Source organism: Agromyces hippuratus (genome assembly GCF_013410355.1).
Lineage (GTDB): Bacteria > Actinomycetota > Actinomycetes > Actinomycetales > Microbacteriaceae > Agromyces > Agromyces hippuratus.
In genome coordinates this window covers 886,168-901,637 of record NZ_JACCFI010000001.1, presented here as the reverse complement: position 1 = coordinate 901,637, position 15,470 = coordinate 886,168, and the positions used below count along the sequence as shown (strand labels likewise).

Here is a 15,470-nt window from a genome sequence, read left to right as displayed (position 1 = left end):
GCGGCGACCACTACGTTCAAATCTGTGACCCGAATCACCGCCCTCACCCTGCCCGCCGCGACCCTCGTCGCAGCCCTCGTGCTCGCACCGTCGAGTGCCGCCTTCTCCGCTCCCGCAGCGGGGAGTTCCGCGGAGTCATCCGCGTCGAACGGAGTCGGGCTCGAGGTGTCGGGCACGCTCATCGTCAGCGTGATCGAGGCCTCGCCCGCCGTCGACGACGGCGACACCGTCGAGCCCTCCAAGCGGAGCTATTCGGTGCGCACCCGCACCGGGGCTACCGTCTCCGTCGACGGTCCCGAGCTCGACCTCGCGCGCACCGGAGACGCGTTCGACGGCGTGGTCGAGGTCGCTGACGAGATCGTCGACGAGATCGGCGGTCGTACCGAGTCGCGTGTGCGCGAACGGGCCGCGGATTCTGCGGTCGAGCTCGACACAGCGGAGGGTGCGGCACTGCTCGAAGTCGTCGACGGATCGGACGAACCGCTCACCGTGCTCGAGGCCGAGATCACGCCCGTGGCCGAATCGTCGGCGACCGAGGCTGCTCGCGACCATGTGATCGACATCGTCGTACTCAACCCGACCGGTGTGCCAGCGTTGGGCGGCGCCTATTCGAACGGAGCGCTGAACGAGATCTCGGCCACTGCCGCACGCTTCTGGTTCGACGAAGCGGCACGCGCCGCTGGCGACGGCGACATCGGTTCGTTCACCGTCTCGTCCACGATCGTCCGCACCACGTCGGCGAAGGGGTGCGAGCAGGACCTCGTCGAAATCTGGGACACGGCGGCGCAGCAGCTCGGCTTCGTCCACGCCAACGCCTATCTCGACGCGAACACCACCACGGGTCCGGTCCGCCACCTCGTCACCTACCTGCCGCCGGGGTGCCTCAACGTCGAGCCGATCGCCGTCGGCACCGTGGGCATGTCCGTCGACGACGGCGGCCTGACCATGATCACCCTCGGCACGGAGTACGACACGGCCTTCACCGCGCACGAGCTCGGCCACAACTTCGGTCTCGACCACGCGAACATGGACTTCTGCACCTCGGACGCGGTCGCGCTCGGTTGCACGGAGTACGAGTACGGCGACCTGTACGACATCATGGGTGCGACCGTGCCGGGTGCGTTGACGTCGCTGAATTCGTCGACGGCGCTCGCGCTCGGTTGGAACGACCCGGCGACCACGATGCAGCTCGCGTTGGCCGAGGGCGAATCCACGAAGACCTGGTCGATCGACCTGACGAACCTCGGAGGGCAGGGCTCGCCGAGTGCCCCTCGAATCATCGAGATCGCCGATCCCATCACCGGCGAGACCTACACGGTCGAGCACCGTCACGCATACGGCGATCTCGCGTACTACGACAGCGGGTTCTGGGCTTCATGGGATGAGGCAGCCGATGACGTCGTGTACTACGACAACGGTGTTCGCCTGCTTCGACAGACCGTGGGTGGCGGGAGCTCCGCCTTCACGGTGAGCTCGTCGAAGGGGGCGTACAACCAGTCGAGTGCCTGGTACGGCGATCCGGAGCAGGACGAGTCGATCGCGAATCCACCTCGCAGCGTGGTGGTGAAGGTCACCGGTGGCGACAGCGGTGGCGTCGCCACGATCGACGTCACGTTGTCGCGGTCGTCGGCGACGGCGCCTGCGACGCCGGTGTATCGGTTCTGGAGTGATCGGTTCCAGGCGCACTTCTACACGATCGATGCGGCGGAGCGGGATCGGGTCAAGAAGCTGTGGCCCGGGACCTGGACGTACGAGGGTTCGCGGTACTCCGCGTACACGACGCAGCAGCCGGGCACGGTTCTGGAGCGACCGCTATCGCGGGCACTTCTACACGGTGGATGTGGCGGAGCGCGATCGGGTGATCGCGACGTGGCCGAACACGTGGTCATTCGAGGGTGTCGCGTACTACGTGTATCCGGAAGACACGATTGAGCCGTCGACGGTGGCGGTGACCCGGTTCTGGAGCCCGAAGAAGCGGCATCACTTCTACACGGCCGACCCGGTCGAGCGCGACACCGTGCTGCGGTTGTGGCCGAGTCCCATCTGGGACTACGAGGGCGAGGTCTTCCGAGTCCCGACCGCAGGGTGACGGACGCGCCGGGCGTGGTGAGCACTCGTTTGCCAATGGGGGAGCGGTTCCGTTAGGATTGAGCGTCACTCGTGTGACATCCCTGTCCGCATGCCCATCGCGGAACCAACATATCGCTCTCCCACGCGATGGGCTCGATTTTGTCCTTTACGGAGCATTCACTACATGACAACCGCAACGACCAAGGCGCCCAAGCAGGTCGCGATCAACGACATCGGATCTGCTGACGATTTCCTCGCCGCGGTCGAGAAGACTTTGAAGTTCTTCAACGACGGCGACCTCATCGAGGGTACCGTCGTGAAGATCGACCGCGACGAGGTTCTCCTCGACGTCGGTTACAAGACCGAGGGTGTCATCCCCTCGCGTGAGCTTTCGATCAAGCACGATGTCGACCCCAGCGAGGTCGTCGGCGTCGGCGACACCGTCGAGGCCCTCGTCCTCCAGAAGGAAGACAAAGAAGGCCGACTCATCCTGTCGAAGAAGCGCGCTCAGTACGAGCGTGCATGGGGCGACGTGGAGAAGATCAAGGAAGCCGATGGCGTCGTGACCGGTTCGGTCATCGAGGTCGTCAAGGGCGGCCTGATCGTCGACATCGGCCTCCGTGGCTTCCTCCCGGCGTCGCTCATCGAGCTCCGCCGCGTGCGCGACCTCACGCCGTACCTCGGCCAGGAGATCGAGGCGAAGATCCTCGAGCTCGACAAGAACCGCAACAACGTCGTGCTCTCGCGCCGCGCGCTCCTCGAGCAGACGCAGTCCGAGTCGCGCTCGACGTTCCTCGCGAACCTCCACCCGGGACAGATCCGCAAGGGTGTCATCTCGTCGATCGTCAACTTCGGTGCGTTCGTCGACCTGGGCGGCGTCGACGGTCTCGTCCACGTCTCCGAGCTCTCGTGGAAGCACATCGAGCACGCCAGCGAGGTCGTCGAGGTCGGTCAGGAAGTCACCGTCGAGGTGCTCTCCGTCGAGCTCGACCGCGAGCGCGTCTCGCTGTCGCTCAAGGCGACGCAGGAGGACCCGTGGCAGGTCTTCGCCCGTACCCACGCGATCGGTCAGGTCGCTCCGGGTAAGGTCACGAAGCTCGTTCCGTTCGGCGCGTTCGTTCGCGTCGCAGACGGCATCGAGGGCCTCGTCCACATCTCCGAGCTGTCGGGCAAGCACGTCGAGCTCGCAGAGCAGGTCGTGTCGGTCGGCGAAGAGGTCTTCGTCAAGGTCATCGACATCGACCTCGAGCGTCGCCGCATCTCGCTCTCGCTGAAGCAGGCGAACGAGGGCGTCGACCCCGAGGGCACCGAGTTCGACCCGGCGCTCTACGGCATGCTCACCGAGTACGACGAGCAGGGCAACTACAAGTACCCCGAGGGCTTCGACCCCGAGACCAACGAGTGGCGCGAGGGCTTCGAGGCCCAGCGCGAGAAGTGGGAGCAGGACTACGCTGCAGCCCAGGCTCGCTGGGAGGCTCACAAGAAGCAGGTCGCCGCGGCGAACGCTGCTGCTGTGGCCGACGACTCGTTCGCTTCGGCTGGTGCTTCGTACTCGAGCGACTCGGCCGGCGCGGGCACCCTCGCCGACGACGCGTCGCTCGCGGCGCTGCGCGAGAAGCTCTCGAGCAACAACTAGTCACGAACCGCGACACGTCGCGGTCCGCGATACGGAAGGCCGGTCCCCTCGGGGGCCGGCCTTTCCGGCGTTCCAGGGGGAGGTCGACAGTTCGAGCAGCTTCGCCTCCTGAGGCGTCGCGTCGTGGGTCGCACGATTAGAGTGGGGAGCGTGTATCTGATCGGTCTCACGGGCGGCATCGCCTCAGGCAAGTCCACGGTCGCGCGTCGACTCTACGAACACGGTGCCGTGCACATCGACGCCGACCAGCTCGCCCGGCGCGTGGTGGAGCCGGGAACGCCGGCTCTGGCTGCGATCGTCGAGGAGTTCGGCGCCGACGTACTGCACCGCGACGGCACGCTCGACCGGGCGAAGCTCGCCGCGCACGTCTTCGGCGATGCCGAGCAGCTCGCGAAGCTGAACGCGATCGTGCATCCTGCGGTGCGAGAGCTCTCGGGCCGCCTGATCGCGAAGGCCGAGCAGGAGGACCCCGATGCCGTCGTGGTCTACGACGTGCCGCTGCTCGTCGAGGCATCCGTCGATCACCCGTTCGACCTGATCGTCGTGACCAACGCCCCCCGACGCGCCCAGGTCGAGCGTCTCGTCGAGAACCGCGGACTCGAACGGGGCCAGGCCGAGGCTCGCGTCGACGCTCAGGTCGACAACACGGCTCGCCTCGCGATCGCCGACGTCGTGATCGACACGGATGGCTCGCTGGCCCACACGATGAGCCAGACCGACGAACTCTGGCACCGCATCGTCGAAGAGCGTCGCGCCCGCGCCTGATCATCGCCTCCTCGGGCTGACAGCCCGCTCACAGGGGGAGTGTCGGCGGGCGCTCCTAGACTGGAGAGCATGCAGGCCACACGTTCAGTTCGGCCGTTCGAGGTCATCAGCGAGTACACGCCGAGCGGCGATCAGCCGGCGGCGATCGCCGAGCTCGCGGCACGCATCAATGCCGGTGAGACCGACGTCGTGCTGCTCGGCGCGACCGGCACCGGCAAGTCCGCGACGACGGCTTGGCTCATCGAGCAGGTGCAGCGGCCGACGCTCGTGCTCGCGCACAACAAGACGCTCGCGGCGCAGCTCGCCAACGAGTTCCGCGAACTGCTCCCGAACAATGCCGTCGAGTACTTCGTCTCGTACTACGACTACTACCAGCCCGAGGCGTACGTTCCGCAGACCGACACCTTCATCGAGAAAGACAGCTCGATCAACGCCGAGGTCGAGCGCCTGCGCCACTCGACGACGAACTCCCTACTGAGTCGCCGCGACGTCGTGGTCGTGTCGTCGGTCTCGTGCATCTACGGCCTCGGCACGCCCGAAGAGTACCTCGGCGCCATGATGCCGCTCCAGGTGGGCCAGCAGGTCGATCGCGACTGGCTGATCCGCAAGTTCGTCTCGATGCAGTACCAGCGCAACGACGTCGACTTCTCGCGCGGCAACTTCCGCGTGCGCGGCGACACGATCGAGATCATCCCGATCTACGAAGAGCTCGCCATCCGCATCGAGATGTTCGGCGACGAGATCGAGGCGCTCTACAGTCTGCATCCGCTGACCGGCCAAGTCGTCGCGAAGCTCGACTCCGTGCCGGTCTTCCCCGGCTCGCACTACGTGGCGAGCACCGAGGTCATGCAGCGCGCGATCGGCACCATCCGCATCGAGCTCGAAGAGCGGCTGGCCGAGCTCGAGCGCGAGGGCAAGCTGCTCGAGGCGCAGCGGCTGCGCATGCGCACCACGTTCGACCTCGAGATGATGGAGCAGATCGGGTTCTGCTCGGGCATCGAGAACTACTCGAGGCACATCGACGGCCGTCAGGCCGGTGAGGCGCCGCATTGCCTCCTCGACTACTTCGCCGACGACTTCCTGGTCGTCATCGACGAGTCCCACGTCACGGTGCCGCAGATCGGTGCGATGTACGAGGGCGACTCCTCGCGCAAGCGCACCCTCGTCGAGCACGGGTTCCGCCTGCCGAGCGCGCTCGACAACCGGCCATTGAAATGGGACGAGTTCAAGGCGCGCGTCGGTCAGACCGTGTACCTCTCCGCGACGCCCGGGCGCTACGAGATGGGCATCGCCGACGGCGTGGTGCAGCAGATCATCCGCCCCACCGGGCTCGTCGACCCGCAGATCGTGGTGAAGCCCTCGAAGGGGCAGATCGACGACCTGCTCGAAGAGATCCGCACCCGCGCCGGTCGCGACGAGCGCGTGCTCGTCACGACCCTCACGAAGAAGATGGCCGAAGAACTCACCGACTTCCTCACCGAGGCGGGCGTGCGGGTTCGGTATCTCCACTCCGATGTCGACACCCTGCGCCGCGTCGAGTTGCTCACCGAACTCCGGGCCGGCGTGTACGACGTGCTCGTGGGCATCAACCTCCTCCGCGAGGGCCTCGACCTGCCCGAGGTCTCGCTCGTGGCGATCCTCGACGCCGACAAAGAGGGCTTCCTCCGTTCGTCGACGTCGCTCATCCAGACCATCGGTCGTGCCGCGCGGAACGTCTCGGGCGAGGTGCACATGTACGCCGACGTGCTCACCGACTCGATGAAGTCGGCGATCGACGAGACGACGCGGCGTCGCGACATGCAGCTCGAGTACAACCGGGTCAACGGCATCGACCCGCAGCCGTTGCGCAAGCGCATCGCCGACATCACCGACGTGCTCGCCCGAGAAGAAGCCGACACGGCTGCGCTCCTCGCCGGTCGCGACGCGAAGAAGAAGACCTCGGTGCCGAACCTCCGACGCGAGGGCATCGCGGCGGCCGGCGCCAACGACCTCGAAGACATCATCCGCGACCTCAACGACCAGATGCTCGTCGCAGCGGGGGAGCTGAAGTTCGAGCTCGCAGCGCGTCTGCGCGACGAGGTCTCCGACCTCAAGCGCGAACTCCGACAGATGGAGAAGGCCGGCCACCTCGGCTGAACATCGACGAGGGTCGCCCCGATTCGAACGTATGTTCGCTCAGAGCACGCGCGCTCGAGGCATCCGTGTCGGTGGGTCTCCTTAGACTCGTAGGGTGCCAGTTTCACGTCTCGATGCCCATTCGCACCTGAGTGTCCGCGGTGCTCGCGTGCACAACCTGCAGAACGTCGACGTCGAGATTCCTCGCGATGCGATGGTGGTCTTCACGGGCCTCTCGGGGTCCGGCAAGTCGTCGCTCGCGTTCGACACGATCTTCGCCGAGGGTCAGCGGCGCTACGTCGAGTCGCTGTCGGCGTACGCCCGCCAGTTCCTCGGGCAGGTCGACCGACCCGATGTCGACTTCATCGAAGGGCTCAGCCCCGCGGTCTCGATCGACCAGAAGTCGACCAACCGCAACCCGCGCTCGACCGTCGGCACGATCACCGAGATCTACGACTACATGCGCCTGCTCTGGGCGCGCATCGGCGTGCCGCACTGCCCGGTGTGCGGTGAGCGCATCCAGCGCCAGACCGTGCAGCAGATCGCCGATCAGCTCATGGAGCTGCCTGAGGGCACCCGCTACCAGGTGGTCAGCCCGGTGGTCTCGAAGAAGAAGGGCGAGTTCGTCGACCTCTTCCGCGACCTCGCTGCGCAGGGCTACTCGCGAGCGGTCGTCGACGGCGATGTCATCCGGCTCGATGACCCGCCGAAGCTCAAGAAGCAGATCAAGCACGACATCTCCGTCGTCATCGACCGGCTCGTCGCCGGGCCCGAGTTGCTCGGGCGCCTCACCGACTCGCTCGAGACCGCGCTGCGGCTGACCGACGGGCTCGTGCAGGTCAACTACGTCGACGAGACCGGCCCCGAAGCATGGGCGACGTTCTCCGAGAAGCTGTCGTGCCCCAACCAGCACCCCATCCAGCTCACCGAGATCGAACCGCGCACCTTCTCGTTCAATGCTCCCTTCGGCGCCTGCCCCGAGTGCTCGGGTCTCGGCACCCGTATGTCGGTCGACGACGCGCTGCTGCTCGGCGATCAGAGCCTCAGCATCGCCGAGGGCGTCATCCTGCCGTGGACCTCGCAGGGCAAGAGCCTCTACAACTACTACGAGAAGCTGCTCGGCGGTCTCGCCCGTGATCTCGACTTCTCGCTCGACACACCCTGGGAGGAGCTCGACGAGGGCGCCCGCCAAGCGGTGCTGCGCGGCGACAACTTCGAGGTCAAGGTGAAGTGGCGCAACCGCTACGGCCGTGAGATGAGCTACACCTCGGGCTTCGAGGGCGTCGTGCCCTACATCGAGCGCCAGTACCTGCAGGCAGAGACCGACGTGCAGCGGGCACGTTGGTCCGAGTACCTCCGCGAGGTGCCGTGCCCGGTGTGCGATGGCAAGCGGCTGAAGCCCGAGGTGCTCTCGGTGCTCATCCACGACCACAGCATCGCCGACGTGGGGCTGCTGAGCCTCACCGACGCTCGCTCGTTCATGGACCGTCTCGCACTCACCGACCGCGAGCAGACGATCGCCGCCCAGGTGCTGCGCGAGATCAAGCTCCGACTCGACTTCCTGATCCGCGTCGGGCTCAGCTACCTCGACCTGTCTCGCGCCGCGGCCACGCTCTCCGGCGGTGAAGCACAGCGCATCAGGCTGGCGACCCAGATCGGCTCGGGCCTCACCGGCGTGCTCTACGTGCTCGACGAGCCGAGCATCGGGCTGCACCAGCGCGACAACCGTCGCCTCATCGACACGCTCATCGCGCTTCGCGACCTCGGCAACACGCTGATCGTCGTCGAGCACGACGAAGACACCATCCGCACCGCGGACTGGATCGTCGACATCGGCCCCGGTGCCGGCGTCAACGGCGGCACCGTCGTGCACTCGGGCAGCTACGCCGACCTCGTCAAGAACACGCGATCGCTGACGGGCGACTACCTCTCGGGTCGCAAGGAGATCCCGATCCCCGAACAGCGCCGGGCGATCGATGCCGAGCGCAAGATCGCCGTGCAGGGCGCAGAGGCCAACAACCTGCGCGGTGTCGACGTCGAATTCCCGCTCGGCGTGCTCACGGCCGTGACCGGTGTGAGCGGTTCGGGCAAGTCCTCGCTCGTCAACGACATCCTCTACCGGGTGCTGGCGAACCGCCTGAACGGTGCGCGCAAGGTGCCCGGCAAGCACCGCCGGGTCACCGGGCTCGACCAGCTCGACAAGGTCGTGCACGTCGACCAGGCGCCGATCGGGCGCACGCCGCGCTCGAACCCCGCCACCTACACCGGTGTCTTCGACCGCATCCGCACGCTCTTCTCCGAGACGACCGAGGCGAAGGCGCGAGGCTACCTGCCGGGTCGATTCAGCTTCAACGTCAAGGGCGGGCGCTGCGAGGCGTGCTCGGGCGACGGCACGATCAAGATCGAGATGAACTTCCTGCCCGACGTCTACGTCGCGTGCGAGGTCTGCGGCGGCCAGCGCTACAACCGCGAGACCCTGCAGGTGCACTACAAGGGCAAGAACATCGCCGAGGTGCTCGAGATGCCGATCAGCGAGGCGGCCGAGTTCTTCGAACCGATCTCGGCGATCCACCGCTATCTCAAGACCCTCGTCGACGTCGGACTCGGCTACGTGCAGCTCGGCCAGAGCGCCACGACGCTCTCGGGCGGGGAGGCGCAGCGCGTCAAGCTCGCCACCGAACTGCAGCGGCGCTCCAACGGGCGCAGCGTCTACGTGCTCGACGAGCCGACCACCGGCCTGCACTTCGAAGACGTGCAGAAGCTCCTGAAGGTGCTCGGCAAGCTCGTCGACAAGGGCAATACGGTCATCGTCATCGAGCACAGCCTCGACGTGATCAAGTCGGCCGACTGGATCATCGACCTCGGGCCCGAGGGCGGCTCCGGCGGCGGCCAGATCGTGGCGACCGGTACGCCCGAGCAGGTGGCGTCGGTGTCCGAGAGCCACACCGGGTACTTCCTGCGCGAGATCCTCGACGCGGCGTCGGTGCGTGCCGCGGTCGCCAGCTGAGGCGATGAGCACTGTGCTGCCCGGCACCGAGGGCGTGCCGTACCGCCCGAAGAAGGGTGAGATCCCGACGGCGCCCGGCGTCTACCGGTTCCGTGACGCCGATCGCCGGGTGCTCTACGTGGGCAAGGCGAAGAACCTCCGGGCGCGTCTCTCGAACTACTTCGCACCGTTGCGAACCCTGCACGAGCGCACGCGACGGATGGTCACGACGGCCGCTTCGGTGGAGTGGACGGTCGTCGCGAACGAGGTCGAGGCGCTGCAGCTGGAGTTCACCTGGATCAACGAGTTCGATCCGCCCTTCAACGTGCAGTTCAAAGACGACAAGTCGTATCCGTACCTCGCGGTGACGCTGGCCGAAGAGTCACCGCGCGCCGTCGTCACCCGCAACCGCAACATCCGAGGGGCCAAGTACTTCGGTCCGTACCCGAAGGTGTGGGCCGTCAACGAGACGCTCGAGATCCTGCTCAAGCTGTTCCCGATCCGCACGTGCAAGGACTCCGACTACCGACGGGCGATGGCCAGCGGCAAGCCGTGCTTCGCCGGCCAGATCGGTCGCTGCTTCGGGCCGTGCTCGGGGGTCGTGACGATCGAGGAGCATCGCGAGAACGTCGACCGCTTCGTCTCGTTCATGCAGAATCAAGACCGCCGCATCATCGGCGAGCTCACGCAGCGCATGCGCTCGGCCGCTGCGGTGCAGGACTACGAGTCGGCGGCGCGATTCCGTGATCGCCTGCAGGCGGCCACGTCCTTCTTCGAGAAGAGCGCCGTGGTGCTCGGCGAGAAGGTCGACATCGACGTCTTCGGCATCGACCACGACGAGCTGGCCGCTGCGGTGCAGCTCTTCATCGTGCGCGGCGGCCGCATCCGCGGTGTGCGCTCGTGGACCGTCGACAAGGAGCTCGACGTGCCGCTCGGCGAACTCGTCGACTCGGTCGTGCAGAACGCCTACGGCGATGGCGAGGTGCCTCCGGCGGAGGTCGTCGTTCCCGAGCTGCCCGACGACGCCGAAGCGCTCGAGACCTGGCTCGGCACGATCGCCGGGCGCAAGGTGCGGCTGCGGGCCGCGCAGCGCGGTGACAAGGCTGCGCTGCTCGGTACGGCGACGCAGAACGCCAAGCAGACGCTCATGCTCTACAAGACACGGCGCAGCGCCGACTTCACGACCCGGTCGCGCGCGCTCGAAGACATCCAAGAGGCGCTCGGCATGGCCGACGCGCCGCTCCGCATCGAGTGCTACGACGTCTCGCACCTCAGCGGCACCAACATCGTCGCCTCCATGGTGGTCTTCGAAGACGGGCTGCCGCGCAAAGACGAGTACCGACGGTTCACGATTCCGCACTCGACCGACGACACCGACTCGCTCCACCAGGTACTCACCCGTCGGCTCGCATACCTGAAGGCCCCCGACTCGATCGGCTCGCCGATCGAACCCACGACCGCGACGGCGACCGTCCCCGCGACGGCAGCGGGCGAAGACGCGGCGACCTCGAGCACCGCCGACGGAGCAGACGTACCAGAGGGCGAAACGGATGCTGCGGCATCCGAGCGCCGCAAGAAGTTCGCCTACCGGCCGAACCTGCTGATCGTCGACGGCGGGCAGCCGCAGGTGGCCGCCGCGGCGCGCGCCCTCGAGGAGTCGGGCGTCGAGGGCATCTACCTCTGCGGCATCGCGAAGCGGCTCGAGGAGATCTGGACGCCCGATGGCGACTATCCCGTGATCCTGCCGCGCAACAGCGACGCGCTCTTCCTCTTCCAGCGGGTGCGCGACGAGGCGCACCGTTTCGCGATCACCCACCAGCGTCAGCGTCGCAAGCGCGACATGGGCAGCGTGCTCTCCGAGATCCCCGGCCTCGGACCGTCGCGCGTGAAGGAGTTGCTGCGGCACTTCGGCTCGGTGAAGCGGTTGCGCGCGGCATCCGAGACCGACATCTCCGAGGTGAAGGGAATCGGTCCCGCTCTCGCGGCGACCGTGCACCGCACCCTGCACGCCGATGGCGCCCCCGCACCCAGATAGGCTTGGGTGTCGACACGCGGAAGGGGGCCTCGACACGATGACCGCAGATTCCGAGCAGCAGGAGATGCTGATCGTCACCGGCATGTCCGGCGCAGGGCGCTCGACGGTGGGCAACGCGCTCGAAGACCTCGGCTGGTACGTCGTCGACAACCTTCCGCCGCAGATGCTGCGCCCCCTGGTCGAGCTCGTCGAGCGGGCCGGCACGTCGTTGCCGCGCATCGCGGCGATCGTCGACATCCGCGGCCGCGACTTCTTCTCCGAGCTCCGCGAGATCATCCAGGCCCTGCGCACCGGCGTGAACGTGCGCGTCGTCTTCCTCGACGCGACCGATTCCGTGCTCGTGCGCCGCTTCGAGTCGGTGCGCCGACCGCACCCGCTGCAGGGCAACGGCACGCTGCTCGACGGCATCGGCGCGGAGCGCGCCCGCCTCGCGGAGCTGCGCGAGGCCAGCGACATCGTCGTCGACACCTCCGACCTGAACATCCACCAGCTGGCCACGCTCATCACCGAGACCTTCGCCGAGGCCGGCCACGCGGGGCTCCGCATCACGATGCAGAGCTTCGGGTTCAAGTACGGCGTCCCCTCCGACGCAGACCTCGTGGCCGATGCGCGCTTCCTGCCCAACCCGTTCTGGATCCCCGAGCTCCGCCACCTCACGGGCGACGACGCCGTCGTGTCCGAGTACGTGCTGAGTCAGCCCGGTGCGATGGAGTTCGTCGAGGCGTACGTGAAGGCACTCGAGCCGGTGCTCGCCGGCTACCAGCGCGAGAACAAGCGGCACGCGACGATCGCGATCGGATGCACCGGCGGCAAGCACCGCTCGGTCGCCCTGGTGCGCGAGCTGGCGAAGCGCATCGCCGCGCTGCCCGGCGTCGCCGTGAGCGTGAAAGATCGGGACCTCGGCCGCGAGTGATCGCCGGCCCTGCAACAGATGAGAGATGGGACGACAAGTGGCACTGACCGCTGACGTGAAAGAAGAACTGGCGCGCGTCGAGGTGTCGAAGACCGGGGTCAGGGTCGCCGAGCTGGCATCGATCCTGCGGTTCGCCGGCGGCCTGCACATCATCTCGAACCGCATCGCGATCGAGGCCGAGCTGGATTCGCCGACGCTCGCGCGCCGCGTGACGCGCGATCTGGGCGAGATCTACGGCGTGCGGCCCGACGTCTCGGTGATCTCACCGACCGGGATGCGTCGTTCCAACCAGTACCTCGTGCGCGTGCTCGAGGGCGGGGAGACGCTCGCGCGTCAGACCGGGTTGCTCGATGCCCGCCGCCGCCCGGTGCGCGGCCTGCCGAACAAGCTCACCACGGGGTCGCGCGACGAGGTCGCGGCGATCTGGCGCGGGGCGTTCCTCGCGAAGGGCAGCCTGACCGACCCCGGTCGCTCGGCCGCCCTCGAGGTGACGTGCCCGGGCAACGAGACCGCCATGGCCCTCGTGGGAGCCGCCGGCCGCCTCGGCATCTCGGCGAAGGCCCGTGAGGTGCGAGGCGTCCACCGCGTCGTGATCCGCGACGGCGAGGCGATCAGCGCCATGCTCGCGGTCATGGGTGCCACCGAGACCGTACGCAACTGGGAGGAACTGCGGCAGCGCCGCGAGGTGCGCGCCACGGCGAACCGCCTCGTGAACTTCGACGACGCGAACCTCCGTCGTTCGGCGCAGGCCGCCGTCGCCGCATGCGCTCGTGTCGAGCGCGCCATGGAGCTCCTCGGCGAAGGCATCCCCGACCACCTGAAGTACGCCGGCGAGCTCCGCCTCGCCCACCGCGAGGCGAGTCTCGACGAACTCGGCCACTACGCCGACCCGCCCATGACGAAGGACGCGGTCGCCGGTCGCATCCGTCGCCTCCTCGCGATGGCCGACAAGAAGGCCGCCGACCTCGGCGTGCCCGGCACCGAGGCGAGCCTTCCCGCAGATCTCGACGAAGTCTGAGCGGATGCCCCGGCGACCGTACCGCCCGGAGCGTGCACGTTCGGCCAGACAGATCTCCGGGGCATCCGGCGCACGGTGTCAAGCCTCTTCGGCACCATGGGTGCCGAAGCGGCGACGGGCATAGACTCGAGGGGCAGCCGCGGAATCCCGGGGAGACGCCCGGGGGATCCGGCGCACCTGACAAGGAGAAGCAATGGCCGACTACACCCTCCCCGACCTGCCCTACGACTACTCGGCGCTCGAGCCGGCGATCAGCGGCACGATCATGGAGCTGCACCACTCGAAGCATCACCAGGCGTACGTGACGGGTGCGAACACCGCGCTCGCCCAGCTCGCGGAGGCCCGCGATTCGGGCAACCTCGCGAACGTCAACAAGCTCGAGAAGGACCTCGCCTTCAACCTCGGCGGCCACGTCAACCACTCGATCTTCTGGACGAACCTCTCGCCCGAAGGCGGCGACAAGCCGACCGGCGACCTCGCCGCGGCGATCGACGACCAGTTCGGCTCGTTCGACAAGTTCCAGGCGCACTTCACCGCGACGGCGCTTGGCGTCCAGGGTTCGGGCTGGGCGGTGCTCGCGTGGGATTCGCTCGGAGAACGCCTGATCATCGTGCAGTTCTTCGACCAGCAGGGCAACCTGCCCGCCGGCATCGTGCCGCTGCTGATGCTCGACGTCTGGGAGCACGCGTACTACCTCGACTACCAGAACGTTCGGGCCGATTACGTCACGGCGTTCTGGGGCATCGCGAACTGGGAGAACGTCCAGAAGCGGTTCACCGCAGCTGGTGAGAAGACCTCAGGGCTGCTGCTACTGTCGTAAACGGATGGTGTCCCCGGACCTGTCCGGGGACACCGTCGTCCGACCAGTTCACCCGTGAAAGTGCGCGTTCGCGCCATCGTCAAACAGGAGACATCTGTGTCTGTAAAGATCGGCATCAACGGCTTCGGCCGTATCGGCCGCAATTACCTCCGTGCCGCCCTCGCGCAGGGCGCCGACCTCGAGATCGTCGCCGTGAACGACCTCACCGACAACAAGACGCTCGCACACCTCCTGAAGTACGACTCCATCACGGGTCGCCTGGACGCGACGGTCGACTACGACGAGAACAACATCATCGTCGACGGCAAGCCCATCAAGGCCTTCTCGGAGCGCGACCCCGCCAACCTGCCCTGGGGCGAGCTCGGCGTCGACATCGTCATCGAGTCGACCGGCTTCTTCACCAAGGCAGCCGACGCCCGCAAGCACATCGAGGCCGGTGCGAAGAAGGTCCTCATCTCGGCTCCCGCGACCGATGAAGACGCGACGTTCGTCATGGGCGTCAACGAGCACGAGTACGACCCCGAGAAGCACAACATCATCTCGAACGCGTCGTGCACGACCAACTGCCTGGCCCCCCTCGCGAAGGTCTTCAACGACGCCTTCGGCATCGAGCGCGGTCTCATGACCACGGTGCACGCCTACACCGCCGACCAGAACCTGCAGGACGGCCCGCACAAGGACCTCCGCCGTGCCCGTGCGGCTGCGATCAACATCGTCCCGACGTCGACCGGCGCGGCCAAGGCCATCGGCCTCGTGCTCCCCGAGCTCATCGGCAAGCTCGACGGCTTCGCGCTGCGAGTTCCGGTGCCCACCGGCTCGATCACCGACCTCACGGTCACCTCGTCGCGCCCCGTGACCGTCGACGAGGTCAAGGCCGCCTACAAGGCCGCTGCAGAAGGCCCCATGAAGGGCATCCTCAAGTACACCGAAGACGAGATCGTCTCGAGCGACATCGTCTCCGACCCGCACTCGTCGATCTTCGACGCCGGTCTGCTCCGCGTCCTGGGCGACCAGGTCAAGCTCTCGAGCTGGTACGACAACGAGTGGGGCTACTCCAACCGCCTCGTCGACCTCACCGAGTACGTCGCCGAACGTCTCTGAATCGAGCTCCT

11 protein-coding genes are annotated in these 15,470 nt (G+C 67.1%); all 11 read left to right on the top strand.

The genetic code is table 11. From position 1 onward, the window contains the following. The first annotated feature begins 24 nt into the window (after positions 1-24). The 11 genes from BJY17_RS18885 (at position 25) to gap (ending at position 15,459) form a co-directional block, all read left to right on the top strand. A complete protein-coding gene (locus BJY17_RS18885) occupies positions 25-1,932 on the top strand; it encodes a hypothetical protein (protein WP_179550287.1) in 1,908 nt (635 codons plus the stop codon). 16 nt (positions 1,933-1,948) lie between these two features. Next, positions 1,949-2,089 (top strand): hypothetical protein, encoded by a 141-nt coding sequence (locus BJY17_RS19055; protein ID WP_218889848.1) that lies wholly within the window; start codon positions 1,949-1,951, stop codon positions 2,087-2,089. Between the two features lie 165 nt (positions 2,090-2,254). Further along, complete coding sequence (gene rpsA, locus BJY17_RS04350; protein WP_074258955.1) at positions 2,255-3,706, top strand: 30S ribosomal protein S1; 1,452 nt, start codon at positions 2,255-2,257, stop codon at positions 3,704-3,706. A 150-nt stretch (positions 3,707-3,856) separates the two neighbouring features. Further along, the gene (gene coaE, locus BJY17_RS04345) at positions 3,857-4,471 is read left to right on the top strand and encodes a dephospho-CoA kinase (RefSeq protein ID WP_179550285.1); all 615 of its coding nucleotides are present in this window, start codon (positions 3,857-3,859) and stop codon (positions 4,469-4,471) included. A gap of 69 nt (positions 4,472-4,540) precedes the next feature. Then, on the top strand, positions 4,541-6,607 hold the full coding sequence (gene uvrB, locus BJY17_RS04340; RefSeq protein ID WP_074258957.1) for an excinuclease ABC subunit UvrB: 2,067 nt from the start codon (positions 4,541-4,543) through the stop codon (positions 6,605-6,607). A gap of 94 nt (positions 6,608-6,701) precedes the next feature. Continuing rightward, on the top strand, positions 6,702-9,593 hold the full coding sequence (gene uvrA, locus BJY17_RS04335; RefSeq protein WP_179550284.1) for an excinuclease ABC subunit UvrA: 2,892 nt from the start codon (positions 6,702-6,704) through the stop codon (positions 9,591-9,593). 4 nt (positions 9,594-9,597) lie between these two features. Then, positions 9,598-11,607: an excinuclease ABC subunit UvrC gene (uvrC, locus tag BJY17_RS04330; protein WP_179550283.1), complete on the top strand. Its 2,010-nt coding sequence runs from the start codon at positions 9,598-9,600 to the stop codon at positions 11,605-11,607. 37 nt (positions 11,608-11,644) lie between these two features. Then, positions 11,645-12,520: an RNase adapter RapZ gene (gene rapZ, locus BJY17_RS04325; RefSeq protein ID WP_179550282.1), complete on the top strand. Its 876-nt coding sequence runs from the start codon at positions 11,645-11,647 to the stop codon at positions 12,518-12,520. A 37-nt stretch (positions 12,521-12,557) separates the two neighbouring features. Continuing rightward, positions 12,558-13,538 carry a DNA-binding protein WhiA gene (gene whiA / locus BJY17_RS04320; protein ID WP_074258960.1) on the top strand — a complete coding sequence of 327 codons (981 nt, stop codon included), beginning with the start codon at positions 12,558-12,560 and terminating at the stop codon, positions 13,536-13,538. Between the two features lie 193 nt (positions 13,539-13,731). Then, on the top strand, positions 13,732-14,358 hold the full coding sequence (locus BJY17_RS04315) for a superoxide dismutase (RefSeq protein ID WP_179550281.1): 627 nt from the start codon (positions 13,732-13,734) through the stop codon (positions 14,356-14,358). A 96-nt stretch (positions 14,359-14,454) separates the two neighbouring features. After that, positions 14,455-15,459 carry a type I glyceraldehyde-3-phosphate dehydrogenase gene (gene gap / locus BJY17_RS04310; RefSeq protein ID WP_179550280.1) on the top strand — a complete coding sequence of 335 codons (1,005 nt, stop codon included), beginning with the start codon at positions 14,455-14,457 and terminating at the stop codon, positions 15,457-15,459. Positions 15,460-15,470 lie beyond the last annotated feature (11 nt).

Bases quoted from the DNA above. Each gene is read 5' to 3' on its own strand.
- rpsA (WP_074258955.1), top strand. From the start codon at position 2,255: ATGACAACCGCAACGACCAAGGCGCCCAAGCAGGTCGCGATCAACGAC.
- uvrB (WP_074258957.1), top strand. From the start codon at position 4,541: ATGCAGGCCACACGTTCAGTTCGGCCGTTCGAGGTCATCAGCGAGTAC.
- uvrC (WP_179550283.1), top strand. From the start codon at position 9,598: ATGAGCACTGTGCTGCCCGGCACCGAGGGCGTGCCGTACCGCCCGAAG.
- rapZ (WP_179550282.1), top strand. From the start codon at position 11,645: ATGACCGCAGATTCCGAGCAGCAGGAGATGCTGATCGTCACCGGCATG.
- BJY17_RS04315 (WP_179550281.1), top strand. From the start codon at position 13,732: ATGGCCGACTACACCCTCCCCGACCTGCCCTACGACTACTCGGCGCTC.